Source organism: Fibrobacter sp. UBA3718, assembly GCF_002371935.1.
GTDB lineage: Bacteria > Fibrobacterota > Fibrobacteria > Fibrobacterales > Fibrobacteraceae > Fibrobacter.
The window spans coordinates 16,708-42,400 of the sequence record NZ_DFHR01000002.1; the positions used below are offsets into that span (position 1 = coordinate 16,708).

Annotated in this window: 17 protein-coding genes; 12 read left to right on the top strand and 5 right to left on the bottom strand. The window is 53.2% G+C overall.

Annotated elements, in window-relative coordinates; all coding sequences use genetic code 11:
- Positions 1-36 precede the first annotated feature (36 nt).
- Genes B4A77_RS00280 through rsmA form a run of 5 tightly spaced genes read left to right on the top strand, consistent with a single transcriptional unit; the run spans position 37 to position 14,167 of the window.
- The gene (locus tag B4A77_RS00280) at positions 37-5,073 is read left to right on the top strand and encodes a GLUG motif-containing protein (protein WP_290737260.1); all 5,037 of its coding nucleotides are present in this window, start codon (positions 37-39) and stop codon (positions 5,071-5,073) included.
- An 11-nt stretch (positions 5,074-5,084) separates the two neighbouring features.
- Entirely contained in the window at positions 5,085-10,889 is a 5,805-nt protein-coding gene (locus B4A77_RS00285; protein WP_290737262.1) for a GLUG motif-containing protein, read from the top strand.
- A gap of 3 nt (positions 10,890-10,892) precedes the next feature.
- A complete protein-coding gene (locus B4A77_RS00290) occupies positions 10,893-11,609 on the top strand; it encodes a DNA alkylation repair protein (RefSeq protein ID WP_290737264.1) in 717 nt (238 codons plus the stop codon).
- Positions 11,610-11,631: 22 nt separating this feature from the next.
- A complete protein-coding gene (locus B4A77_RS00295) occupies positions 11,632-13,347 on the top strand; it encodes an MATE family efflux transporter (RefSeq protein ID WP_290737266.1) in 1,716 nt (571 codons plus the stop codon).
- 37 nt (positions 13,348-13,384) lie between these two features.
- The gene (gene rsmA, locus B4A77_RS00300; protein WP_290737268.1) at positions 13,385-14,167 is read left to right on the top strand and encodes a 16S rRNA (adenine(1518)-N(6)/adenine(1519)-N(6))-dimethyltransferase RsmA; all 783 of its coding nucleotides are present in this window, start codon (positions 13,385-13,387) and stop codon (positions 14,165-14,167) included.
- Between the two features lie 2 nt (positions 14,168-14,169).
- Here the strand turns inward: rsmA and B4A77_RS00305 are convergent, their stop codons facing one another.
- Genes B4A77_RS00305 through B4A77_RS00315 form a run of 3 tightly spaced genes read right to left on the bottom strand, consistent with a single transcriptional unit; the run spans position 14,170 to position 18,122 of the window.
- Positions 14,170-15,975, bottom strand: a complete 1,806-nt coding sequence (locus B4A77_RS00305) for an AAA family ATPase (protein WP_290729746.1) — start codon at positions 15,973-15,975, stop codon at positions 14,170-14,172.
- Positions 15,976-16,034: 59 nt separating this feature from the next.
- Entirely contained in the window at positions 16,035-16,835 is an 801-nt protein-coding gene (locus tag B4A77_RS00310; RefSeq protein ID WP_290737269.1) for a thioredoxin family protein, read from the bottom strand.
- 9 nt (positions 16,836-16,844) lie between these two features.
- The gene (locus tag B4A77_RS00315) at positions 16,845-18,122 is read right to left on the bottom strand and encodes an O-acetylhomoserine aminocarboxypropyltransferase/cysteine synthase family protein (protein ID WP_073114155.1); all 1,278 of its coding nucleotides are present in this window, start codon (positions 18,120-18,122) and stop codon (positions 16,845-16,847) included.
- A 229-nt stretch (positions 18,123-18,351) separates the two neighbouring features.
- On the opposite strand from B4A77_RS00315, the gene B4A77_RS00320 reads away from it, so the two are divergent.
- Complete coding sequence (locus B4A77_RS00320; RefSeq protein ID WP_290737271.1) at positions 18,352-19,266, top strand: DMT family transporter; 915 nt, start codon at positions 18,352-18,354, stop codon at positions 19,264-19,266.
- Between the two features lie 18 nt (positions 19,267-19,284).
- Here the strand turns inward: B4A77_RS00320 and B4A77_RS00325 are convergent, their stop codons facing one another.
- Entirely contained in the window at positions 19,285-20,118 is an 834-nt protein-coding gene (locus B4A77_RS00325) for an FISUMP domain-containing protein (protein WP_290737273.1), read from the bottom strand.
- A 65-nt stretch (positions 20,119-20,183) separates the two neighbouring features.
- On the opposite strand from B4A77_RS00325, the gene B4A77_RS00330 reads away from it, so the two are divergent.
- Complete coding sequence (locus B4A77_RS00330; protein WP_290737275.1) at positions 20,184-21,137, top strand: alginate O-acetyltransferase AlgX-related protein; 954 nt, start codon at positions 20,184-20,186, stop codon at positions 21,135-21,137.
- A 2-nt stretch (positions 21,138-21,139) separates the two neighbouring features.
- Here the strand turns inward: B4A77_RS00330 and B4A77_RS00335 are convergent, their stop codons facing one another.
- Positions 21,140-21,472, bottom strand: a complete 333-nt coding sequence (locus B4A77_RS00335) for a DMT family transporter (RefSeq protein ID WP_290729731.1) — start codon at positions 21,470-21,472, stop codon at positions 21,140-21,142.
- Between the two features lie 36 nt (positions 21,473-21,508).
- Between B4A77_RS00335 and B4A77_RS00340 the strand changes: the two genes are divergently transcribed.
- The 5 genes from B4A77_RS00340 (at position 21,509) to B4A77_RS00360 (ending at position 25,620) form a co-directional block, all read left to right on the top strand.
- On the top strand, positions 21,509-21,850 hold the full coding sequence (locus tag B4A77_RS00340) for a TfoX/Sxy family protein (RefSeq protein ID WP_290737277.1): 342 nt from the start codon (positions 21,509-21,511) through the stop codon (positions 21,848-21,850).
- A 218-nt stretch (positions 21,851-22,068) separates the two neighbouring features.
- The gene (locus B4A77_RS00345; protein ID WP_290737279.1) at positions 22,069-22,791 is read left to right on the top strand and encodes a hypothetical protein; all 723 of its coding nucleotides are present in this window, start codon (positions 22,069-22,071) and stop codon (positions 22,789-22,791) included.
- 80 nt (positions 22,792-22,871) lie between these two features.
- Positions 22,872-23,513 (top strand): hypothetical protein, encoded by a 642-nt coding sequence (locus tag B4A77_RS00350; RefSeq protein WP_290737281.1) that lies wholly within the window; start codon positions 22,872-22,874, stop codon positions 23,511-23,513.
- A gap of 6 nt (positions 23,514-23,519) precedes the next feature.
- Positions 23,520-24,437 carry a hypothetical protein gene (locus B4A77_RS00355; RefSeq protein ID WP_290737283.1) on the top strand — a complete coding sequence of 306 codons (918 nt, stop codon included), beginning with the start codon at positions 23,520-23,522 and terminating at the stop codon, positions 24,435-24,437.
- 199 nt (positions 24,438-24,636) lie between these two features.
- The gene (locus tag B4A77_RS00360; RefSeq protein ID WP_072807678.1) at positions 24,637-25,620 is read left to right on the top strand and encodes an AAA family ATPase; all 984 of its coding nucleotides are present in this window, start codon (positions 24,637-24,639) and stop codon (positions 25,618-25,620) included.
- The last annotated feature ends 73 nt before the right edge of the window (positions 25,621-25,693 follow it).

Below are 25,693 nucleotides of genomic sequence, written 5' to 3' on the forward strand. Positions count from 1 at the left end.
TATATATTGATTAAAAGGGTTGAGGCGAGAAGTATCATGAAGAGGTTCATTTCTACAGTAATCCTGTCGCTGCTTGCGGCTTATTCGTTCGCGGCGAACGGTACCATGAAGGGCGAAGGTACTATCGAAAGCCCGTTCCTGGTCGATGACTACGAAGACCTGAAGATGATAGGCAAGGGTGCCTACCTGTATTCTTCGGCCTATATGCTGACTGCCGATATCGACGCTTCGGCCTCGTATGGCGAATGGTGCAGTGAAGGCGTGTGCAACGGGTTCATTCCCTTGGGACTTGAGAAGGATGCTGCGGACGCTTCCGTTTTTACGGGCTATTTTTGGGGGCACGGATTTACGATCAGGAATATGCGCATATGGACGCCCTGTGCGCACAACGTGGGTTTTTTCGCGAACCTGGGTGGACTGGTCTCAAATTTGTACTTTGATTCCCTTGTGGTGTGGGGCGGCCTGGATGATATCTATGCGCCCCATTCGAAATATGTCGGCGCCGTTGCGGGCACGGCTACCGGGTATATCCTCGATGTGCACGTTACAAAAGGCGAAGTGCAGGGCCGTGAGTATGTGGGCGGTATCGTGGGCGACATGGAAAAGACGACGGCCAATTTGGATAATGTCTCGTATGAGGGCGTTGTCCGGGGCGGATCCAGTGTAGGGGGGCTGGCCGGAAGATCCCGTGGTAGGATTACCGATAGCAATGCAGATGTCGAGATTTATGCGAAGGGAAGCGATATTGGTGGCCTTGTTGGCGAAAATAAAGGAGATATTGAAAAAAGCGAAGCGGCTGGTTTAATCCTCCCCATTGCCGGAAGTTCAATCACCGAAGTCGGCGGGCTTGTGGGGTATAACATAAGCGGTGGCTACATCACTACATCCAGGGCATCTGTGGATATTCTGCCTTTGACTACTGCGGTTCCCAAAAGCAAATTGGGCGGTCTGATCGGAGCCAACTATGGTTCTATTGAGCAGTCGTATGCTACGGGCAGCGTCACTGGGAGCGAGTTCGATATTGGCGGCCTGGTCGGTAAGAACTATGATGGGACTATCCGTAATTGCTTTGCTACGGGAGCGGTGAGGGGGAATAGGTATGTAGGCGGACTCGTTGGCGATGCATCGGGAGCGGTAAGCACGTCGTACTCGGTCGGGCCTGTTGAAATTTTTGATACGACGGAAGTCGAGGAGGTAGGCGGCCTGATTGGTTGGGGAGATGCGGACAGCTCCTACTGGAACGTGGAATTTTCCGGATTGGATACAAGCAGCGGCGGGACGGGACTTTCCGATGCCGCCATGAAAAAGTTCGAAAGCTTTTTCGGATGGGACACCGAAATCTGGACTATCGACGAGGGGGAATCGTACCCCTACCTGGCTGTGTTCGGCAAGAAGCCCGATGCTGTCGTCTATGCGATTCCCACGACGGCAGCGAAGTGGCAGGAAAATCCGGTTGTCGCCGCGAAAGACGATACCGGCCGTGAATTGTTCGGCAAATGGACTGGCGCGAACTACCTGAATGCGGCGCGCGATTCCATCTACTACGGCTACAAGATTGGCTACGTCAAGGAATCCGATACCGTCTGGAGTACGTCGAGCTACATGGCGGTCCCGAACCGTATCGAGATTGCGACTCTCGAAGACCTGCAGAAGATTGGCAGGCATGTCGGCTTCCCGCTGTTTGCAAATTACGAGCTGACGGCCGATATCGATGCGTCCGGGGTTGATTTCGAACCTATCGGTGACGAGCGTGTCTTGTTTACGGGTGGCTTCGACGGCAAGAACCATACCATCAGTGGATTCAGGATTGATGGCCGCAAGAAGGATTATTCCGGACTCTTCGGGAAGGCGGAAAAGGCTGTCTTCAGGAACATTGTTTTCAGGAACGCAAATGTCAATGGTAAGAAAATAGTTGGCGTGCTTGCGGGCCAGATTGACGGGTCGATTGTGAGCAACGTTGTCTCGTATGACGCAACGGTCAATGGCCATAGCAATGTCGGTGGGCTTATCGGTATCGCGTTCTCAAACGACATGGAGCGCCTTGCAAGTACGGGCGCCGTCACGGGAGATACCTGTGTCGGAGGTCTTTTCGGGGCGTTCGCGTCGAAGTTGACAGATGCCTATTCCGTGAATGTCGTCAAGGGTCATTATTGGGTTGGGGGCGTTATGGGCGGTGCGAATTTGGATTTCCATAATGCCGATACCGTCCTCAATGTTTACTCCGCGAGCCTTGTGAAGGGCCCCCGCAAGCGTATCGAGGGAATTGCCGGATCCGTGGAGAATTCCTACTACGACGAGAAGTATGCGGACATATACTTCGACAGCACGCTTATGCCTTCCGAATGGCAGGTCGATCGGTACGAGTTGGGTGAAGCGCTCCCGACTGATTCCCTGCTGAAGCGGGCCACGTTCAAGGGGTTCGACTTTGAGTCCGTGTGGACTATCCAGGAAGGCGTGTCGTATCCTTATTTCAAGGGAATGGACCCCTCGCTTCCGGGAACATTGGTCGATGACGGAACGAGCTATGCCCTGGTGGGCGAAGGTACGGCGGAAAAACCGTTCCAGATTACCAGCTACGATGACCTCAAGAATGTCGGCAAGCATGAATTCGGCCTGGACGCCCATTACGAATTGCAGGGATTTTATGCAAGCGAATCCGCGACGGACAACTGCGTCGACGGCGTGTGTGCCGGTTTTGAACCCATCGGCGGAACCGAAGGTTTCAGCGGGACGTTCATCGGACACAGGGACGGCATTTTCAAGCTGACCATCAACCGCCCCGACGAGGATTACGTCGGCTTGTTCACGAAACTCAATCCCGGTGCCAAGGTTTCGGGAATAGGGTTGGGCGAGAGCACCATTATCGGCAGGAACTATGTGGGTGGTATTGCCGGGCTGGACAAGGGTGCCGACCTTGAGAGCATGGGTACGGAACGCGACCTGGTCGTTCGCGGCAACAACTATGTCGGTATGGTTGTCGGGGCGAAGGAAGGTGGTACCGCGAAGTACGACCATGTCAACGGTACGGTTGAAGGCAACGATTATGTCGGATCCTTTGCCGGAAGCTCCAAGAACGCTTCCTATACAGACAACCTTTCCTGGGCGAGTGTTCAGGGCAATGCCAATGTCGGCGGCTTTGTCGGTATCGATTCCGCTTCGGCGTACACGAACATCTACAGCATAAGCCAAGTGCGCGGAAACGAAAATGTCGGGAACCTGGCGGGATCAAGCGAGAAGTCGACCTACAAGTCGGTCTACTACGATGGCGAAGTGTGGCAGTTCGACAACAGCAGTGTCGGAAAGTCGCTCACGACGGCCGAAATGCTGGATTCGGCTTCTTACGAGGGCTGGGAATTCGGGACGGTGTGGCTGAAACATGCCGCAGATGCCTATCCCATCCTCGCATGGACAGACGGTGTCAAGTTGATTTACCCTGTCAGGACACACGATGTGAAATTCCAGATGGAAGGTTCCGGCACCGAGGAAGACCCGTTCCTCGTCAAGACATACGACGACCTCAAGGCGATAGGCTATGGGAAATACAAGCTCTCGGCGGTTTACCGTCTTGCAAACGATATCGATGCGTCGGCCTCCTCGGATGAATTATATTATGTGGATTCTGCCAGCCATCCGCAGCTGAATTTCACCATCGGTTTCCCGTCTATCGGGAAGTATCGCGAAAATTCCAAGGGCCTGTTCGGGGGTTCCTACGAACACGGGACGGATACGACCTTTACGGGCAAATTCCACGGGAACGGCCACGTGATACATGACCTGTATATCTGTACGCTCCAAGCGTACCGCAATTCGGGATTCTTCCTTGCTATCGATTCTTCGGCAATCGTGGATAGCCTTGAAATAAGGTTTGTGGAGTTCTCCGGCGTTACAGCAGGCCTTGCCTATGTGAACAAGGGAATTGTAGACAACGTAAATGTCAAGTGCGACAATCTGGAGGCCGATGTGGGGCTTGTCTACCGGAACGAGGGTACCATCCGGCAGAGTTCCTTCGAGGGGTTCTTTGGCGGTTACGGGCGTTTCGGCCCTCGCGGGGGTGGCCTGGTCTATATCAACGAGGGAACCATATCGGAATGCTACGTTAATGCGGATGTCGAACGGGATATGCCGTATGTCATAGCTGGCTTTGCCGTGGAGAACCACGGGACAATCGAAAATTCGTTCTCGATGGGTGATGTGCTCGGAATGAACGATTCCGCCTATTCGGCTGTTTATCTGAATACGGGTGTCATCAGCAAGTCTTATTCTGTCGGAAAGGGCTATCGCGCCTTTGCATACGAGAACAAGGGTTCCATCGAAAATTCGTATGCTCTCAAGACGAGGTATTTTGTGGAACAGTCCGACAACGGGAAGCCTGTCGATGGTACGAATTACCATACGCCCCAGGGAACTACCATGGGCTCCATGTACATGCAGGATGAGTACCGCGGTTTCGATTTTGATTCCGTGTGGTACATCAAGGAAGGCTTCTCGACACCGATGCTGCGCGGTTTGCCGAACATGCCATTCCCTGCGAGTGTGAATCTGAAGCTTGAAGGGAACGGGTCCCTCGAAAATAGGATCCGCGCCAAGATACTCGAAGATGCCATCGTGATGGATTCGACGATGACGAAGGTGGTCCATCTGGATGTTACGAGTATCTTCCTGATTGATTCTCTGGAAAAGGCGGAGAACCCTTCCGGGATGTTTGAGATTTTGTACAGCGTGGGCATGGTACTCGGCAAGGATACGATTTGGAGCGACGAAGCCGTAGCTAGACTCGGTGTCCTGAAGTCGGTTGGCTTGAGCAAGGTTGCCACCCCGTCGGGAGCCCGCTTCGGTGCCGCCTTCCGAGGCTCGAATGTGGCGCTCCGTTTCGAAATTCCTGCCGCGGGTGCCGTGAAGTTTATGCTCATGGACATGCAGGGCCGTGTCGTCCGCACGTTCAACCTGGGCAACCGTGCCGCGGGTGCGTATAGCGAAACGCTCGATGCCGGTGCGATTGCCCGAGGCCGCTACATCGGCGTGTTGCAGGTGAACGGCAAGGTGATGGAAAAAGTTTTGATGGCTAGAGACTAGGAGAGAGAAAGATGATGAAGTTACGTTTTGTTTTCGCTGCCGTTCTGTCGCTGCTTGCGATCCATTCGTTCGCGGCGAACGGCACCATGAAGGGTGATGGTTCCGCCGAAAAGCCTTTCCAGATTGAGGATTACGAAGACCTGAAGGCGATAGGCAAGGGCACTTACCTCTATTCTTCGAACTACGTGCTGACTGCCGATATCGACGCTTCGGCCTCGGCGCACGAGATGTGCAGTGACGAGGGCGGCTGCAACGGCTTTATCCCTATCGGCAAGAACAAGGATGCAGCCGACAGCGTGGCGTTTTGGGGAACTATCGACGGCCAGAACCACACGATTCTCAATTTAACAATCTGGCTACCCTGTGAACAGAATGTGGGCTTTATCTACGCACTTGTCGGTTCTGTCAAGAACTTGAATTTTGACCATCTCCATGTGACGGGGAGGGTGAGCGAAACCGACCATGTGGGTGGCGTTGTCGCAAGGCTTGTCGGTACGATTGAAAATGTGCATGTGACGAACGGTTTTGTTCAAGGGAAGAAGCGTGTCGGCGGCATTGTGGGTGCTGCGATGAGGGCTATCGGGTATTCCGGTATGATTCCCGCCTTGAAGGATGTTTCGTTCCAAGGAGAAATCAAGGGTACGGAACGGGTTGGCGGAATTGTGGGTGAAACAGACGAGGCGACAATCGATAGCGCCGTTGCCGATGTGAATATCATTGCTATGGACGGGCGTGTCGGCGGTGTTGTCGGGTTCAATGACGGGCGTATTACTAACAGCCGTTCCAAGGGAACGATTGTCCCGGGAGAATCCGATGTGAATAATGTCGGTGGCATCGCCGGAGAATCCGAAGGTGATGTTCAAATGTGCGTGTCTACAATGGACTTGGTACGTTACGGCTATGAATTTGATGAAGATATTGGCGGCATTGTTGGCGATAACGATAAGGGAACGGTATCCCATTCGTATGCCATCGGAAAGGTAGAAGGAGAACGCTATGTGGGTGGTGTTGTCGGGAGCGGTGGCTTTGTACAGAGTTCGTTCGCCATGGGCGAGGTGCGCGGAAACAACAAGGTCGGTGGCGTTGCAGGCTCCGGTGCTTCCATTTTCAATTCCTATGCGGCAAACAAGGTCTTGGGCGATTCGCTTGTAGGCGGGCTTATTGGATATTCGCCCGATACAATTTTTAGCTCTTACTGGAATACCGAAATTTCGGGACTCGATACGAGTGCAGGCGGCACGGGGCTTTCTACCGCGAAGATGATGAAACTCTCGTCGTTTGCGGGCTGGGACACTCTGGGTTACGATGGCTTCATTCCGGTTTATCTGGATACATGCGATTCCTATTTGCTTTTTGGATACTGCCATCATGCTACGGGTAGCTACGTCAATATCTGGAAAATAGACGAAGGCAAGTCTTTTCCGTATCTAGCGCTCAATCCCTATTCGCAAAAGTCGTTTATCCCGATTGCGACTCCGACTGTGGCGGCAAAGTGGCAAGAGCAGCCGCCTGTTGCCTCGCTTACCGAGGTCGATGGCGAACTTGTCGGCAAGTGGCTTGGCTGGGTGAATCTGGGCGATAAATATGATACCGTTAGTGGCGATTATACAAGTTTTATATTAAGGAGAGATACGCTCTATTATGGCTATAGAATCGGCGTGGTAAACGAAGGCGATACCGTCTGGGGAACGTCGAGCTACGTGGCTGTACCCAACGGGATAAAGATTTCTACACTTGCGGAACTCCAGAAAATCGGAAACGACATGGCCTACCCGCTGGTGGCAAGTTACGAACTGACTGCCGATATCGATGCTGCCGGGGTCAATTTTAGGCCCATCGGCGATAGCGTGCATGTGTTCGCGGGAGTCTTCGACGGAAAAAACCATACCATCAAGAACCTGACGATTGTCGACCCGTATCGTGACTTTGCGGGAATGTTCGGGGTGGCGGATGGCGCTGACATCAAGAACCTGAAACTTGAAAACGCGAAAGTCGAAGGGGATTGGTATGTCGGTGCGCTGGCGGGTGAAATCGATAACTCCCGTGTCACTAACGTTGTCTCCTTGAACGGGAACGTGTCGGGGATGTCGTTTGTCGGCGGATTGATGGGTGCTACCCGCATAAGTGAAATCCATGTGGTCGGGACTACCGGCTATGTAACGTCGGGCGATATTGTCGGTGGAATTTTTGGCGCTTCCGCTTCGAGGGTCGTAGACGCGTTCTCGGTGAATGTCGTCAAGGGTTACGAGAACGTGGGTGGCGTTATGGGCATTTCGGATGAGTTTTCATCGGGCACCTTGCAACAGAACATCTATTCTGCGAGTATCCTGAAGGCTCCCGACCCGGAAGGAATTATCGGAGGAAACTTCTTCGGGTCGGGCGAACACAAGAAATCATGTTATTTCGACAGTACTGTTACAGGAAACGTGTACGGAGGAAATACCACCGAAGAAATGTTGAAACAGTCAACATACGAAGGTTTCAACTTCGATACCGTGTGGGCTATCCAGGAAGGCGTTTCTTACCCGTACTTCAAGGGCATGGACCCGATATTGCCGGGCACGCTCGAAGACGACGGGACGGTAAATATGCTCGCTGGTACCGGTACCGAAAGGAACCCCTACAAGATTTATGATTACGATGACCTCAAGTATATCGGCAAGTACGAATACGGGCTTGACAAGTATTACAAGCTGATGAGCAATATCAATGCATCGTCTTCGTTCAAGGAAAACTGCAATGCCGACAGCACTCTTTGCAAGGGCTTCGAACCGATTGGCGAATTCAGTGGCGGGTTTGACGGGAATAACAAGTTTATTGCGGGCTTGAACATCAACCGCCCCGACGAGGATTCCGTAGGGCTTTTCCGGGCTCTGGCGGCGGGTGCCAAGGTGAGCGGCGTCGTCTTTGATACGGCTTCGTATCTTGGAAAAGATAATTCGTATGGGCCTGCGGATACTAGGGGTGCCATCCATGGCAAGAACTATGTCGGTACCCTCGCCGGTGTCGATAAAGGTGCTACGCTCGAAAAAATCTTTGTAAAGTATGATGTTTCTGGCGAAAATTACGTAGGCTCCGTTGTCGGTAAGAAATCTTCGGGATCTCTCGCAAAGAGCGCATCCAGGTTCCTCGTTTCGGGAAACGAAAATGTGGGCGGCCTCGTAGGGCATTTGGGCGCGGCTAGCGTAGCGGATTGCTATTCGATTGCGAATGTCGTGGGTACAAAGAATATCGGTGGCCTGTTTGGCTACTCCGACAATGCGGCTGTGAAAAACTCCTTTGCCGCAGGCCGTGTAGTGGGGTCTTCTAAATGGGGAGTTGTTGCAGGGGATGCCGACAAGTCGACTTATACGTCGGTGTATGGCGATAGCTCTCTTTGGTTTATTAATGTAACGGCTGGTGGGGAACTCCGCACTACGCGGCAGATGGTTACGAAGGAAAATTACAAGGATTGGGATTTCGATTCAACTTGGAGCATTGCTGCAGATACAACCTATCCCTATTTGTCTTGGTTTACTTCGGCTTACCGTATATCCAAAACAATGAAGGAAAAAGTCTATCCGAATCTGGATGTTGACCAAACGATGCTCAAAATGGCTGGCTCCGGTACTGAGAGCGATCCGTTCCTGATCAAGACGTACGGTGACTTGAAATCAATCGGGTACGGAAAGTACAAGCTTTCGTCCGTCTATCGTGTGGCTAATGATATCGATGCTTCTGCCTCAAAGACCCAAACCCTTTTCAGCGGGCGAGGCATTGGATTCAACCCTATTGGCAAGATTGAAATACTCGAAGATTTTTGCAATTGCTATGGTGTTGTTTTGGGCGGATATATACCGCAGGATACCTCGAGATTGTTTACTGGAAAAATTCACGGCGGCGGTCACAGTATCAGCGACCTTTATATGGACTTCTGGGACAGTGAACCCACTGGGCTTGTGGATACGATTGCAAAAACAGGTGTAATCGATAGCTTGTCCTTCAAGAGGTATGAGATAAGCAGAGAAGAAGGAAATGTAAATAAAGTTGGCGCCTTGGCCGGCGTGAACATGGGGACTGTAAGCCATGTTGATATGGATGTTTTGTTCAAGAAAACTTTTGACGGTGCGGGTCTTGTTTACGATAACAAGGGGCTTATAGAAAATTGTTCAGTCAAGGGAATTTTTGGCGGGTCATCTTTGGCGGGTATTTCCGTGATAAACGATGGCGATGTCCTCAACGTGAATGTTGATGCTGTCTGGAGCGATAGCTCGGGACTCGTTGGTGGAATTGCTCTTGTCAACAGGGGACTTATCAAGCTTTCGTCTGCCAAGGTGTCGTTGAATAATGGCCGTGGCCCGATTGGTGGAATTGCCGCCATGAATACGGGAACCGGGCGTATAGTCGACGCATCTGTAAATATTGATGCGAAACAGATTATCCAAGAACGCGGCGTGTATTATTATGTTGACCACAAAATAAAGGATTACGAATACGAGGATTTTTATATTGATGGAATAGGTGGCCTTGTCGCGATTGATAGCGGGACTATTACGAACTCTGCTGCAACGGGCGTTATTGACGCGAAGGATGGGGCCTATGTCGGTGGCCTGATCGCTAAAGCTTATAGCAAGGAATTGAAAGGGCTGCATGCGTCTGTCGATGTTGGGGGCATGTATTGTGTCGGTGGCTTTGTGGGCTTGAACCAGGCGACTATTTCTGAAAGCTATGCTGCCGGAAATGTCAAGGGGAGTGGAAATTATTCCTATTCTGGAGCATTTGTCGGCAAGAACGAAGGCGTGATTGAGCGTTCGTTTGCGATGGGGAATGCAAGCGCGGCTGCCGGTTTTGTCGGCGAAAATGATGGAACTATCAGGCGGTCCTATTCTACGGGAAATGTAGAGGAGGCTGGCGGTTTTGCCAATATCAATCAGGCTGTAATTGAAGATTGCTATTCGACGGGCGATGTGTCGGCGAATGAAACGCCATATGGCTTTGGATTTGCCAGTGTCAACGGTAGCGCTACGAAGGTGAGGGGGTATGCTTCCGGAACGGCCGTTAAGGACGGAAACCGTTTTTGCGTTGACTTGCCCAGAGGGTCGATGCCTTCGGATGAGTTCTACTACCTTGCCGACGGCTGTATCGATACACTGGCGACGAGTACCGGGCTTTCTCCCTCGGCAATGCGTAGGCAGAAGTTCTTCTCCGCGTTCGATTTCGATTCCGTGTGGTACATCAAGGAGGGTGTGAGCTATCCGCTGCTGCGCGGCATGCCGAACCCGCCGATGCTTGCAGAAGAGAATGCCGTGTACAATAGCAACACCGGGATTGCAAAGAATGTCCGCGCCAAGCTTCTCGAAGATGCCTTCGTGATGGATACGGCGGCAACGAAGGTTCTCGCGCTGGATTCTGCAAGCGAGGCTCTGCTCGATTCGCTCGAAAATGCCAAGGCGCCGTCCGGGAAGTTCGAAGTCTCCTACCGCGTGGGCGTTTTGCTCGGATCCGACACGCTCTGGAGCAAGCCCGCTACGATGCAGCTTGAAATCGAGAAGACGGTCGGGAACCCCGAAATTGCGGTTGCGTCTGGACTCGGGTTCGGTGCCGCATTCCGTGGCCCGCATGTCGCGCTCCGCTTCGATGTTCCTGCCGCGGGTGCGGTGAAGTTCGCGCTCATGGATATGCAGGGCCGCGTGGTGCGCACGTTCAACCTGGGGCTGCGTGCCGCGGGTGCGTATAGCGAAGCGCTCGATGCCGGTGCGATTGCGCGCGGGCGCTACGTGGGCGTGTTGCAGGTGAACGGCCGCGTCGCCGGAAAGACGCTGATGCTAAAAAGGTAGCCCATGACCCATGCCGAACTCCTAAAGCGACTGCAGGCCGAACAGGACCTGAAGTACCGCGACTTTCACGCATCGCTGTTGCCGAACATCGACAAGAAATCGATTATCGGCGTGCGCGTGCCTACCATGCGAAAGATTGCGAAGGAGTTCGCGGCGGCCGATGTCGCCAAGTTTTTGGACAAACTGCCGCACAAGTACTTTGAAGAAAACCAGGTTCACCTCTTCGTGGTCGAACGCATCAAGGATGCGGATGAATGCCTGTACCGCATCGAACAGTTCTTGCCCTACATTGACAACTGGGCCGTATGCGATGGCAAATCGCCCAAGGCATTGCTCAAGGACGAAAAACGGTTCGTGTCGTGCATCGAAAAATGGCTCAAGTCGCGCGAGCCCTACACGGTGCGCTTCGGCGTGAACATGCTCATGACGTTCTTTTTGGACGTGCGATTCGACAAGAAGTTTTTGAAGTGGGTCGCGGCTATTGATGAATCTCTGTTTAATGACGACGGCCGCGCGGAATGCCCCACCGATCGCTACTACGTGCAGATGGTTATCGCCTGGTATTTCGCGACCGCGCTTGCCAAGCAGTGGGATGCGACGTTCCCCTACATCAAGGGCCGAAAGCTTTCGCCGTGGATTCATGCGAAGTCGATCCAGAAGGCGTGCGAAAGCTACCGCATTACCGATGCGCAGAAGAAGACCTTGCGCGGCCTGAAGTAAAAATTCTATTATTTCATTCCGTATGCGCATCAGCCAGACATTTTGCGGAAGGCGGTTTACGTCGATGCTCTTTACGGCATCGTTTTCGGTCTGTGCTGAACTCGTGAACATCTTCATCGACAAGGTGGTCGCGGCCCGGTTCCTGGGCGAAAATGCGCTGGCGGCGATATCCTTCTTCACGCCGATGTTCTCGTTCATCCTGTTTCTGAGCGCGATGGTCATGGTGGGGAGCCTCGTCTGCTATTCGATTGAGCTGGGGCGCCTGAACAAGCACCGTGCGGACCGTTTTTTCGGACAGGGGATAATCCTTTCTTTTGCGGTCGGGATCCTGATGGTGGCTCTTTTTGCTGTCGGGCGCCTGTTCCTCGACACGTCGGGAATAGATGCCGAACAGCTGAAATTCGTGAACGAGTTTTACGGATGGTTCCTGGGACTTGCCTTCGTAATCCCGCTGAACAATATCTTGCAGGAGATGGTGTATGTCGACGGTGACATGAAGACATGCAATATCTCGTATGCGGTGCTGCTGCTTGGAAACCTGGTCTTCTCGTGCGTGTTCTGCATGTTCTGGGGAATGTCGGGAATCGCGCTCGGGACGGTGCTTTCCGTTGTTCTCAGCATCCTTGTGCTTTGTTCGCACTTTATGCGGAAGGGCAATACGCTCAAGTTTGTGTGGTATTTCAAGATCCGCGATGTCGCGAAGGTTGTCCGGTTCAGCATGGCGGAAGCGTGCGAGTATCTTTTCTTCGCGCTGTTTGCCGCAGTCATGAACTTCTACTTCGTCACCCATTTCGGCAGCGACAGGATTGCCATCCTCTCGGTTATTTACGAAATCCTTGAACTCAGCGTCGTATTCAATGGCATCTGGATGGCGGCCGAGCCGATTATCAACATCTACCGAGGCGAGGAAAACGGCAACGGGGTCGCGCAGATGATGGAATTCGTGAACTGGGTGTCGATCAAGGAGACTCTGGTCGCTACCGCGCTTCTGCTGGCGTTTGCGCCCCTGCTCGCGCGCCTGTTCCACATCAGTTCGGCAAGCGCCGCGGACGAACTCGCCTTTGCGATTCGCGCCTGCGCTGTCGGGCTGTGTCCGCTCGCTTTTGTGAAGATATATGCGGCCTATCATGTCCACGAAAAGCCGATTCTCTCGTTCCTGTTCATCTTTGTCGCGGTGTTCCTCGGCCCGGTAGCCTGTGTCCTGGGCGGTGTGCCGCTCTGGGGCGATGGTAATGTGTGGCTCGGATTTGGCGTTTCTCCGTTTGTTGCTTTTGCCGTGTGTTGCATCGTCCAGCTCGTGCTCTACGGTAGATCCGGCTTCCCGCTCCTTCTCGAAGAAACTGAAGAAACGGGACACTGGTATATGTACGATCTGTTGCTGAATCCCGAAAACCTGGTCAAGTACCGCGATATCATCGGGAAGAAGCTGAAGGATGCGTCCGTGGATGACGCCGGAATCGTGAAGGCGATGCTCCTGCTCGAGGAACTCGGCATGACCGTCTACGAGAGCAATGCGGGACGGAAGGTTTACATGGAAGTCTCGCTGCAGGTGCTGCAGGGCGAATTCCTGCTTGTCATCAAGGACGACGGGAAACTCATGGACCTGACGGACCTGGAGCGTTCGGTGACGGGACTTCGTGCCTACCTCGTGAACATGTTCATGAAGGTCCAGCGCGACAAGCATTACCTGCTTACCACGAGCTGCAACCGCCATGTGTTCCGCTTTGCGCAGGAATAGGATTGCTCCGCCGGATTCGAATTGCTAATTTTTCGGTATGGATAGAGCACGCCGCCGTAAATTCGGCCAGAATTTTCTGGATGTACCTACCGCGCAGATGATTGCGGGGGACCTGCCTGCAGAGGCGGGAGACTACGTGCTTGAAATTGGCCCCGGGCACGGGGCGCTGACCGAGCACCTGCTCGAGCGCGCCGTGCAACTCACTGCCGTCGAGATCGACGAGCAGTGCGTGGAATTTCTGGAACAGAAATTCCGGGGCCGGGAAAACTTCCGCATCGAGAATATCGACTTCCTGAAGTTCGACCTGCAGGGATTCCTGGATGCGCACGCAAAACCGTGGGTCACCGGCAATCTCCCGTACAACGTTTCCACGGCGATTATCGCGGGGCTCATGCCGAAGCTTCATCTGACCAGGGGATTCATGGGGATGGTGCAGCTCGAAGTCGCTGAACGCATCTGCGCCATGCCCTGCAGCAGCAATTACGGAAGCCTCTCCGTGCTCGTGTCCGCGTTCGCCGACACGCAGATACTGAGGAAGATCGGCCCTGAACATTTTACGCCGCGTCCGAACGTGGATAGCGCCACGATGCTCCTCACGCCCAAGGAATGCCCGTTACAGGCCCCCGAGGGTTACTTCGACTTCGTGCGGGCCGCGTTTACGCAGAAGAGGAAGACGCTCGCGAATTCCTTCGGTCGCGCCTACGACAAGAAGAAAATCCAGGAAGCCATCGAACTCCTGGATTATCCTACGACGGTCCGTGCCGAGGAACTTTCGCCTTCGCAGTTCCTTGAATTCTATAAGGTCATTGTCGGGAAATAACTTTATTTTTCGGCGGCGGCCTGCTCGAAATCGGTCGCGATGAGGTCGCTTACGTCGACCCTACCAAGATCCGGGGAGGCTGCAAGGCGGTTGGCCTGCTTCTCGATGACTTTTTCGAACAGGTTGCGCACGTAGCGTCCGTTTCCGAACCGGCTGTCTTTCTTGCTGACGGCATCGGCGATGCAGCGTTTCATGGCGGCCTCTGCGGCTTTGCCTATCTTGTAGTCGTATTTCGCGAGGAACGACCTGAAAATCTGCGCGAGCTCGTCTTCCGAATAGTCGGGGAAGTTGATGTACCTGTTGAATCGCGAAGAGAGGCCGGGATTCGAGTTCACGAAACGCTTGATTTCGTCCGTGTAGCCGGCGATGATGACCACGAGCCTGTCACGGTCATCTTCCATGCGCTTGAGGAGCGTGTCGATGGCCTCCTGCCCGTAGTCGTTTTCGGCGCTCCGCGCGAGTGTGTAGGCTTCGTCGATAAACAGGACTCCGTCCAGGGCATCGTCTATTACTTTGTTTGTCTTGATGGCCGTCTGTCCCATGTAGCCCGCGACCAGGTCTGCCCGCGTCGCCTCTACCAGGTGGCCTTTGCGGAGAACGCCCAGGTCCTTGAAAATTTCGGCCATGATGCGCGCGATCGTCGTCTTGCCCGTGCCGGGATTTCCGGAGAACACCAGGTGGTACGAGGTCGGCGGAACGGAAAGCCCTTTCTTCTTGCGTTCGTTCTGCACGCGGATAAAGTTGTAGAACGTGACGACTTCCTTCTTCACCGACGAAAGGCCGATGAGCGAATCGAGCTGCTTCACCGCTTCGCCCTGCGGGACGCGTTCTTCCTTTGCGGGTCGCATGTTGCGCGAGACGGCTTCTTTTAGAGGCGTGTTCTTGTAGTTCACCGGTCGCGTCGAGCACTTCACGAATCCCGGGCGCCATGCTGCCGAGCGGTTGTTCCCGATGTGCCTTTCCAGGTACTGCAGCCATTGCACCTCGTCCGGAGTGAGCTTGCCGTCGATGTTTGCAAGCGCCGCGGAATAGTCATAAAGGAGCCGTGAGTACTTGCGGACGGCATCGGGAGAAAATCCTCCGAATATCGAACTGAACAGGAATATCTCTCCGGTGGTCTCTATCTGGGCGTGGTTCCTTTCCAGGTTTTGCACCAGGGGACCCATCTCGATTTCTTTGTCGACGAATGACTGGAGAACAAGGCGGTTCCAGTCCGTCGTGGCGGGTGCGTTTGTCCGCAGGCGCAGCAGTAGCGAAACAAAACCGCAGGACTCGAACGAGTCGAGGCTCATTTCGTGGCCGAGCTTTTCGGAAAGGTAGTTGATGTCCGAGAGGAATATGGTCGAAAGTTCCTGGAACGTGTCGCTGCCTTCGCCCAGTTCAAAGTGGTTGCGCAACTTTTCGGCCACGCCGTCGTAATATATGAAATCCTTGAAGAAACTTGCGATGGCGTTTACCGTGGGCGCAAGCTTCGTCATGTATTTCGTGAGCCTCGGGTCTATCTGGCCGTTCGGCTTCACGGCAACGGCATACTGCGAATCTCCCGAAAGATTCTTCTCCATCGGGGATGTCATCACCTCTTTCATCAGGTCGGCAACCTGCTGCGCCGTCTCGGTGGAACGGTAGCGGGTCCACAGGAGGAACCCGGTTACGGAGATAATGAGGACGAGCGCGATGAAGAGGAGGTAGGCGGACGCTCCCAGAACGGAGGAAAGCTTGATGATGGCCACGGTGGCGACCATCGTGAGCATCAGCATGACGGAGCTGATGCCTGCGAGAAGAGTCTGGTTCGTCTTTCTTTTTGGCATACGCTCTTCAAATCTATATTATTTTACTGGAAACGAAACGGGAAAATAGCCCTGCGCCGCTACTTGCAGGAAAAACCCTGCAATTCGAGACCGGCACGCATTTCGCCATAGGTCGAAGTGCGTTTCATGTCCATCGCCTTCATGAATCGGCAATCGTTGTCGATGTGCATGCGGAATCCAGTCATGGTCGGCTCGACCTCGCCCTTGCCGCTTGCACGCACGTGTTCTATCATCTGTTCGCGCCTGTCGCTCAGTTCGGGCGGCACGAACACGTCGGTGACGATGTCGACATTCTTGATTTCGTAGTCACCGAACACGAACGAAATGGTGACGAGATTCTTGAGACCGTTGAACTGGCCGTTTACCTTGCAGACGAGATTCTTCTGCGTGTTCTTGACCTTTTTCGGCTTTGCCGCATTTGCCTTCGCTTTCGGGTCCGGCGTATACTGCAGGGCGTTCAGCAGGTCTTCTTCCTTGACGGCCCCGACGAGCTGGTTGATAAACTTTCCGTCGCGGATGAAGAAGAATGTCGGAAACGCTTGAATCGGGAGTGAAGCCTTTATCTTGTCTATGTTCGGCTCGTCGATTCCCACGGTCGCAATCTTGATGTCGCTGTAATTTTTGGCGATGCCGATGAGGGTCGGAATCATGATGAGGCAGGGCGGGCAGCTTGTGGAAGTGATGTCCAGAATCACTGGCTTTTTCGACTGCAGGATTTCTTTCTCGAAGTTGCTGTCGTTTATCTTGACAATCTTGATGTCTTCGGCCGCCTGTGCGTTCCCTTTTGCAAACGCGAAACTGGCCGTGGCCAGAGCCACGGCGCAGATATTCGCGATTACCTTTACGAAGGAGGTTCTCATCTTCGGGAATTACACCTTGTCCAAAGCCTGCGTGAGGTCCGCGATGATGTCTTCGACGTTTTCGATACCGACGCTGAAGCGGATCAGGTCCGGAGCAACGCCTGCCTCGATCAACTGTTCGTCGCTGAGCTGACGGTGCGTGTGGCTTGCCGGATGCAGCACGCAGCTGCGGGCATCGGCCACATGGGTCACGATGCAGATCATCTTGAGGTTGTCCATGAACTGGATGCTCTTTTCGCGGCCACCCTTGATACCGAAGGTGAGCACGCCACACGGGAGCCCGCCCTTGAACTGCTTCTTGGCAAGTTCGTGGTACTTGTTGCCCTCGAGGCCCGCGTAATCGACCCAGGCCACCTTCGGGTGGTTCTGCAGGAACTTCGCGCAGGCGAGAGCGTTTTCGCAGTGGCGCGGCATGCGCAGATGGAGCGTTTCAAGGCCAACGTTCAGGAGGAACGCGTTCTGCGGAGCCTGGATGCTGCCGAGGTCACGCATCAGCTGGGCCGTAGCCTTCGTGATGAAGGCGCCCTTGCCGAAAGCCTTCGTGTAGGCAAGGCCGTGGTAGCTCGGGTCCGGTTCGGTGAGACCCTTGAACTTGTCGTGATGGGCTTCCCAGTCAAAGTTACCGCTATCCACGATGCAGCCACCCACAGCCATCGCGTGACCGTCCATGTACTTGGTGGTGGAGTGAGTCACGATGTCCACGCCGAATTCAATCGGGCGGCAAAGAATCGGAGTCGGGAACGTGTTGTCCACAATCATCGGCACGCCGTGCTTGTGGGCAAGCTTCGCGAAACGTTCCAGGTCCAGAATCTTGCCGGCGGGGTTAGCCACCGTCTCGCCAAAGAAGCACTTGGTGTTCGGGCGGAAAGCCTTCTCGATTTCCTCATCGCTCGCATCCTGGTCCACGAACGTGCACTCAATGCCGAGCTTCTTCATGGTAACGCTGAAGAGGTTGCTGGTACCACCGTAAATAGCGCTGGTGCTGATGAAGTGGTCGCCCGCCTCGCAGATGTTGAACACGGCGAAGAAGTTCGCCGCCTGACCGGAACTCGTGAGCATCGCAGCGACACCGCCTTCCATAGCCGCAATCTTGGACGCCACGGCATCGTTGGTCGGGTTCTGCAGGCGCGTGTAGAAGTAGCCGCTGGCCTTCAGGTCGAACAGGTCGGCCATCGCGTTGCTGGACTCGTACTTGAAAGTGGTGCTCTGGTAGATGGGAAGGACGCGCGGTTCGCCGTTTTTCGGCTGCCAGCCGCCCTGTACGCACAAAGTTTCGATCTTGGACATATTTGCCTCTTGTTTGTTATAGCCTTAAAATATAGATAGACGAAAGACGGCAGACGAAAGACTATAGATGTTCTTACCAACAAGGTCTTCGAAAAAGGCCGCCTTAGCATATCATTTCGGTAGGTAAATATAGAAAAAGACTATACCTTGTCAATGCATTTATGCAAATATTTGCATAAATTTAAAATCGACCGACGGCGAAGCATCCCTTTTTCTATCTTTGGCTGCGATGACACCCGCGCGCAACAACATGGCCCTCTGGCATATCCTCGCCATCGCGACGATTGCGTTCTGGGGCACGAGTTTCGTGAGCACGAAGGTGCTGCTGAACCACGGATTCAGCGCCGTGCAGATTTTTACGTTGCGGTTCGCGGTCACCTACCTTATCCTGCTCGCGGCATCCCACAAGCAATTCCGCTGCCAAAACTGGAAGCACGAATTCATCCTGTTCATCTGCGGTATCACGGGCTGTACGCTCTACTTCTGGGCCGAGAACACGGCGCTCTCGCTTTCACCCAGCAGCAACGTCTCGCTTATCGTGTGCACGAACCCGTTGCTCACCATGATTTTCGGGGGCATCCTGTACAAGGCGGAGCGCCTCGGCAAGCGGCAGGTTCTCGGGTGCCTGATTACGTTTGTCGGGATGGTGCTCGTGGTGCTGAACGGCAAGTTCATCCTGAAGCTTTCGCCCGTAGGCGACATGCTCGCGTTCACCTCGTCCGTCATGTGGGCCATCTATTCGCTGGTCGTGCGCCAGTTCAACGGCGTGTATTCTACTTTGTTCATAACCCGCAAGATGTTCTTTTACGGGGCGCTCATGTCGCTACCCGCGCTATTCTTCGAGGCGGGCGGCGATATCCACAAAACGTTCGATATCCCGTGGCAGAACTTCGCGGAGCCGGTCGTATTGTTCAACTTCGTCTGCCTCACGGTTTTCTCGTCGCTGCTCGGCTACCTCGCATGGAACAAGGTGCTGAAGCAGCTCGGCACGGTGCTCGCAAGCAACTACATCTACGCCATCCCGCTCGTCACCATCATCACGGCGGTCATCGCCCTCGGGGAACGCATCACGCCTGTCGCCATCGCGGGTGCGGTAGCGATTGTCGCGGGAATGGTCATGGCCGAGATGAAACGCGGTTCCTAGTCCGCGCTTCCTGATTTACTAGTCCTTGACGCAACGCACGGCGTAGGCGAAGTACCCGCGCTGCAGGGATTCCTTCTCCATGTCGTACTGGTTCGAGAGTATCCAGGCGTAGTGATTCATGTTGTCTTCGCCCCAGAAATAGGCCTTGGTGCCCTCGCCGTCGCATTCGCCGGTCTTGGCGCGGTAACCAGCCGGGAGGGCGGAGAATCCGCTTGCGTTAGTAGCCGTTACGTTGTCCCCAAAAATCGTGTCTTCCCACTCACCCACGGCACGCAGGGAGCCGTTGTTGTCGCCGAATTCGCTCTTCGCCGTAGTGGTCAGGTCGCGCCAGTCGTCCGCAGTGGGGAGGCGCCAACCCTCGGGGCACACGGCCGTCGCGGCGTATTCCTGGTAGAGGCGGCCGTACTTTTCGCAGTTCGCGGGAATACCGTCGTAGCAGAAGCTGGAATCGATGGAACCCGTGGCAGTAGCACTGTTGTCAAAGTTCAGGTTCTCGGCCATCCACGTGAGGTTGCCGATTTTCACGGTCTTGTAGCTCTTGCCGTCGCGCGCATCGGTGAACGTGCCGTATTCCACGTTCGAGACGGCTGCGCTAGATGAACTGGACACACTTGTCTCGCTGCTGCTCGATTTTTCGCTACTACTCAGAACGACGTCCTTCGGTGTGGCGCTGGAACTTGAAACCAAAATAATTTCGCCATAACTAGTAGGGCCATCGCTGGCACGGTCATACGCATTCGAAGAGGCGGGGTCATTTTGCGGGCCGGAAGACGAATCGGAATCGCAGGCGACAAGCGCAATCCCGAAGGCAAGAGCCGCGATTACAATGCTGCTGGAGCGTTTGAAGTTCATATTATCTTCTCCTACAAGTATTTTGTGTGCAATAAACAAATATAAAAACTAAATTTGACACTGCAATGGTTTCTCGAAAATGTCTGATGGTAGCCTTGGGGCTTGCGACGGTGGCGGCGATGCTTGTCACGGCTTGGTGGTCTTTGCGCCCCGAAATCCCACCGGAAGTTCAGGAACAGATTGAAGACGATCTTGAAAAATGCGGCGGTGAACTGAAAGAGGCCCGCTGTGCGGTAAGTGGCGAAGACGGCTGGATTTTCTTGCAGGAAAGTCTTGTCAATCTGGTGGTGGACTGGAAAGAAAACTTGAATTCTTTTGTCGCCTTCAATGATTCACTGGAAGCGCGTGGTATCAAACTGGTTGTGGTGCCTGTTCCGGATAAACTGCAAATCGAGGCGGAACATTATTCGGAAGAATTGTCGGGAGGGATTGTCGCCCCGCAATATGAGGAATGGGTAGATGCGTTGCAAGACGAAGGTGTTGTCGTTGTCGATGCGGTAGAGGAGTTTCTCGAAAAGAATGAGGAAACGCCCATGTTCGAAGCGTACGAAAGCCATTATACAAGTGCCGGCCGGCAGGTTCTTGCCCAGATGATAGCCGATTCCATCAACGAAATGGACTTGGATGTTCCGAGGGAAAAATGGTTCCTGCGCGATACGGTTGTTCCCGGCTCCGGGAATCTTTACCACCTGAAGTATAACAGCTATCCCGATTACGACGTGCGTGTGCTGAAGACCGTAGATGCCGAAGGTAAACGCTACCATGGTTCCAAGGACGCTCCCATCGTGGTTATCGGCGACAGCAATGCCGATTTTGGCTGGAACAGTTCGTCCAATATTGGCGCTTACATAGCGCAGGCGACAGGGATAAAGACCTTTACCCGCAGCCGAATCGGTGGAGGCAATTTTGGACCGACCTTGTTCAAGGGCCGTTCAAAATTCCTGGAAGGCAAAAAGATGGTTGTCTGGGTATTCGACGGCCGCGAGCTTTACGGCGATTTCAGCATGCCGGAATTCTAGCTCTAGTGGATATCCATCTTCGAGAAAAGATTCAGCACGGCAACGCCGGAAATAATCAGGACGAGCCCGATAATGGCGCCCAAATCCGGCATCTGCTTGAAAAAGAAAATGCCGCTGACGGTAATGAGCGCGATGCCGAGCGCCGACCAGGTGGCATATGCGATGCCGATGGGGATAGTCCGCATGCAAAGGCTTAGCAGATAAAGCGACGCCACGTAGCAGACGAGCGATGCGATGGAAGGGACGAGTTTGGTGAACTGTTCCGACATCTTGAGCAGTGTGGTGCCGGCGGCTTCCGCAACAATGGCGAGGATAAGGAATACGTAGTTGAGCATAGGGAGAATATACAAATTAATTGTTATATTGTAACCATGCCGAGTTCAGAGAAGTTTCGTGACCACGTTTTGGAGCAGTTCAATGGGGAGCTGCTTGAAGGTGGTTTCCGCGTGACCACCCGCAAGATGATGGGCGAGTACATTCTGTATGCCGACGGGAAAATCTTCGGCGGGATTTACGATGACCGCCTGCTGGTGAAGCCCGTGCCGGCGGCGCTTAAGCTGTTGCCGAACGCGAAAAAGCAGTTACCCTACGAAGGTGCGAAGCCCATGCTCCGCGTGACCAACGAACAGATTGAAGACAGCGATTTGCTGGTTCGCCTGCTTGACGCGATGTTGCCGGAACTCCCCGCCGCAAAGCCATCAAAGAAGAAGTGATGTCATTCTGGAGGCTCGAAGAGCCGATAGAATGTCATTCCCGCCGCTTTACTTGTCATCCCCGCTATACGATACTTGGCAACTTGTTGCCATAGTAGAGTTATCCTCTTTGGGGAGAAGGCGGGGATCTATAATCCTGACGAACGCACGGAATTTGCTGATAACCTACGCTCATTTTCAAGTGCGTTAATATATCTTCATGGATATGGGGGTTAGGTATGTTCTCGCCGAAACACAATTTGCGGATTGTTCTAGCATGCGTGTGCATGCTTGTTTTTCCGGCATGGGCGGGTTCCTCGAATTCGAACAGTGATGATAAGCCTTCTGTGCTGGATGTGATTTTTGGTATTGCCGAATGGGCGACTTCGTGCAGAGACGACGATTATGATTGTAAAAAGCGCCAAGGTGAATATCACAAGCGCGAAAATGATGAAAATGCGCGCCGAGCCAAGGAAAATCAGAAAAAATGGCGCGAGAAGAATCGAAATTACAAGACGGGCTACTTGGGAATTGCGCTGACCATGCCTTTCTTTGCTGAAGAAAAAGATGTGGCGGGAGGTGCGGAACTTGTTTGGGCTTTTGTTTCCCGGTTTGGTGAACTTTTTATGTCGTTTGGTGGCGGCACTAATTTATCGATGGCATTTGTCGATGCAAACGTCTTTTACAGGCCGCCAATCGACATGAACGGTATTTGGAAAATTGCGCCCGAAGTCGGTATTGGCGTCACGTCTTATGAGCCGTTCGATAGCGACGATTATGTTGAACCCTTGTACCATTATTCAGTGGGCGTGCGCTACGAGCATACCCTGCAAAGCCGCAAGAACATCATCGAGGACGAGGACGTGCTTATCAACGGCGTGAGCGCCGGTTGCGCCGTGTGGATGAACTACGCCGATTTTGCCGGCGTCAAGTGCGACATCCGATTTGGATTGTATTTGTAAGTCCGTTTTATTTGATGAAGTCCACGAATTGTTGGATGGGATGAATCCGGGTTTTGCCTAGATATTCTATTTTATAGATAATGGCCCGCGGAATTTTATGGATTGTGTTGGTGGTGTGCGCCCTGCTGCTTGCGGGGTGCTCAAGTCATCCGCCTTCTGCGGCGCAGTTCATGAATGTGAAAGAAGACGAAGGTGATATTGTTGTTGGAGGGACCGCTAAAATCGGAGACCTCCATCGAGGCAAGAATCGGTTGCAGAGTGACTATTCTGATGTAGAACTCTTTGGTGATTTAGATGTTTCTCTTTTGTTTAGATACAGCCATTTGGTTCTGGGACTTTATTCGGAAAATCTTTATTCGATAAGCGGCCTTGCTGGTTCCCGATGGGAATATGTAGGAATTCAAGGCTGGTTCGGTATGTCTGTTTTAGTGGTTGACAAGCAAGTCCCTATTTACGGCGGATTGATGTTGATCGAAGAATATCCTGTAAGTAAAAATCTTAGAGTGGGGCTAAGTGAACACATTTCGCGTAATGCCCACGGTGTAGATAAGAATGAAGCTGGTTTAGGTTCTCCGGCTACGGGTTTTTATCATGAGTTTGGTACCGGAATTTATTTGGCGTATAAGGATTTTTCAGCAGAGTTTCGGTATGGTCGGGAAATTGATGAACCGAGAAATCGCTTTTATCTTATGGTGAATTATTCATTTGAATTTGACGGATAGTTTTTAATGGCTCGCGGAATTTTATGGATTGCTTTGATGGTGTGTGCCCTGTTGCTTGCGGGGTGCAGCGTTGCCATTATACATCCGCCATCTGCTGCTACGTTTATGGAAAAAAGTGACGGAGATTATGTGGTGGGGGCCTCTGCTTCGGCGTTTTTTGGAGATCTTGTCGATGATGAAGCTGGCGTTGATTATGTTGCCGACGGTATCAAGGAAGTAGAAAGGTCGGTTGACTGGCATGACGAATGGTATTATAGAAACGAGGAATGGTCTTTGGGAGGAAACTTCTCTCTTCAAAGGAATAAGGGGTATTTCAAGTACGGCTTGAGCTTTGACTTTTTGACACCCTATGTTCAGGCGGGTTTTGTTTCTGATTATTTCGGTGTGATGGGGTGGAGCAACTTATGGTTGTGGCAGTTGGAAAAAGTGGAACACAAGTATTTCCAATGGGGCGGAGGTGTATCGCTGATAGAACAATTGCCGATTGGGGATAATTTCCGGATAGGACTGACCCAGCACTTGTCTAGAAATGGGCGGGAAGCCAATACGGCAAGGCAGGGGGCTATGGTTATTGGAGTGGGCCGGTCGGCTCCTGTCTTTTACGACGAGATTGGTTGTGGTGGTTATGCTTCCTTTAAACCGAATGAATCGCTAAGGATAGGTGTAGAATTCCGTTATGGAAGGGACTTGACATATGAACGCAGGGAATATAGTTATTACTCGGGAAAGTACGAAAAAATCTCAAAAATGGACAGGTTTTCTGTAACGATAAGTATTATAAGTACGTCTAAGTCTATTGAATCTTCAATAAAAAAACAAGAAAAAACGCAAAGGGAAACAAAGGCTGCGGAAGAACGCCAAAAGGAAAGGGATTTGGAGTCCTTGGAAGAATACGAGAAAAGACAGAATGGAGCAGAAGAGTGATTGATTGCGGGGGTGTTAGGGGGTGTCCCCTTAGGCGTGGGGGTGGAGAGCAACGGAGTGCGAACCAGGGGGAGGCTTTCCCCTTTCCTAACCACCAATCACTAATCACTAACCACTTTCTAGTCTCATTTGCCTTTTTTTGTGGAATTTTGTATCTTAAAATCCGAAAAATTTGTAATTTGCTCACGGAGGTACACTAATGGATATTCAGGAACTTTCGGAAAAGGTGCGCCAGCAGAGTGCTTTTTGCATGAATTTGCTGCGTGAAGTGGAAGGGACGGTGATTGGCCAGAAGGCTCTGGTCGAAAGCATTCTGACGGGTATTTTGGCGGACGGTCACGTGCTGCTGGAAGGCTTGCCGGGCCTTGCCAAGACGACTGCGGTGAAGGCTTTTGCCGATGCTGTGTCGCTGGACTTCAAGCGCATCCAGTTCACTCCCGACCTGTTGCCGGCCGACTTGCTGGGTACCACGATTTACAACGCGAAGGAAGCGAAGTTCGAAACCCGTAAGGGCCCGCTCTTCACGAACCTCGTGCTCGCCGATGAAATTAACCGTGCTCCGTCGAAGGTGCAGAGCGCCCTCCTCGAAGCCATGCAGGAACGCCACATCACGATTGGCGACGAGACGTTCAAGCTGGACGAGCCGTTCCTGGTGCTTGCCACGCAGAACCCCATCGAGCAGGAAGGTACGTATCCGCTGCCCGAAGCCCAGGTGGACCGTTTCCTGTTGAAGGTGAAGGTCAGCTACCCGAACAAGGCCGACGAAATGAAGATTCTCGACGCCGTTGCCGGTGCGGGGCTGCGCCAGCCGCAGGCTGTCGCCACGAAGGAAGATATCCTTGCCGCCCGCCAGCTCGTGAAGCAGGTGTACGTGGACGAACGCGTGCGCGAATACATCGTGAACCTGGTGCTTGCGACCCGCGATCCGGGCAGCATCAAGCGTAGCGACCTGGTGGGCTTTGTGGAAGTGGGCGCTTCTCCGCGTGCTTCTATCGGCCTTGCCCAGGCTTCGAAGGCTCATGCGTTCATTCAGGGCCGCGCCTACGTGACGCCGGAAGACGTGAAGGCCGTTGCGATGGAAGTGCTCCGCCACCGCATTATCCTCAGTTACGAGGCCGAAGCGGAAGAAGTTTCTGCCGAAACCGTCGTGCAGAAGATTCTCGATTCTGTGGAAGTGCCGTAAACTTCGCGGTCATTTTTGGCGCATTAAACCCGCGCAGTCATTCTCAAAAGTCTAAAATCCCCAGCCGAGGTGG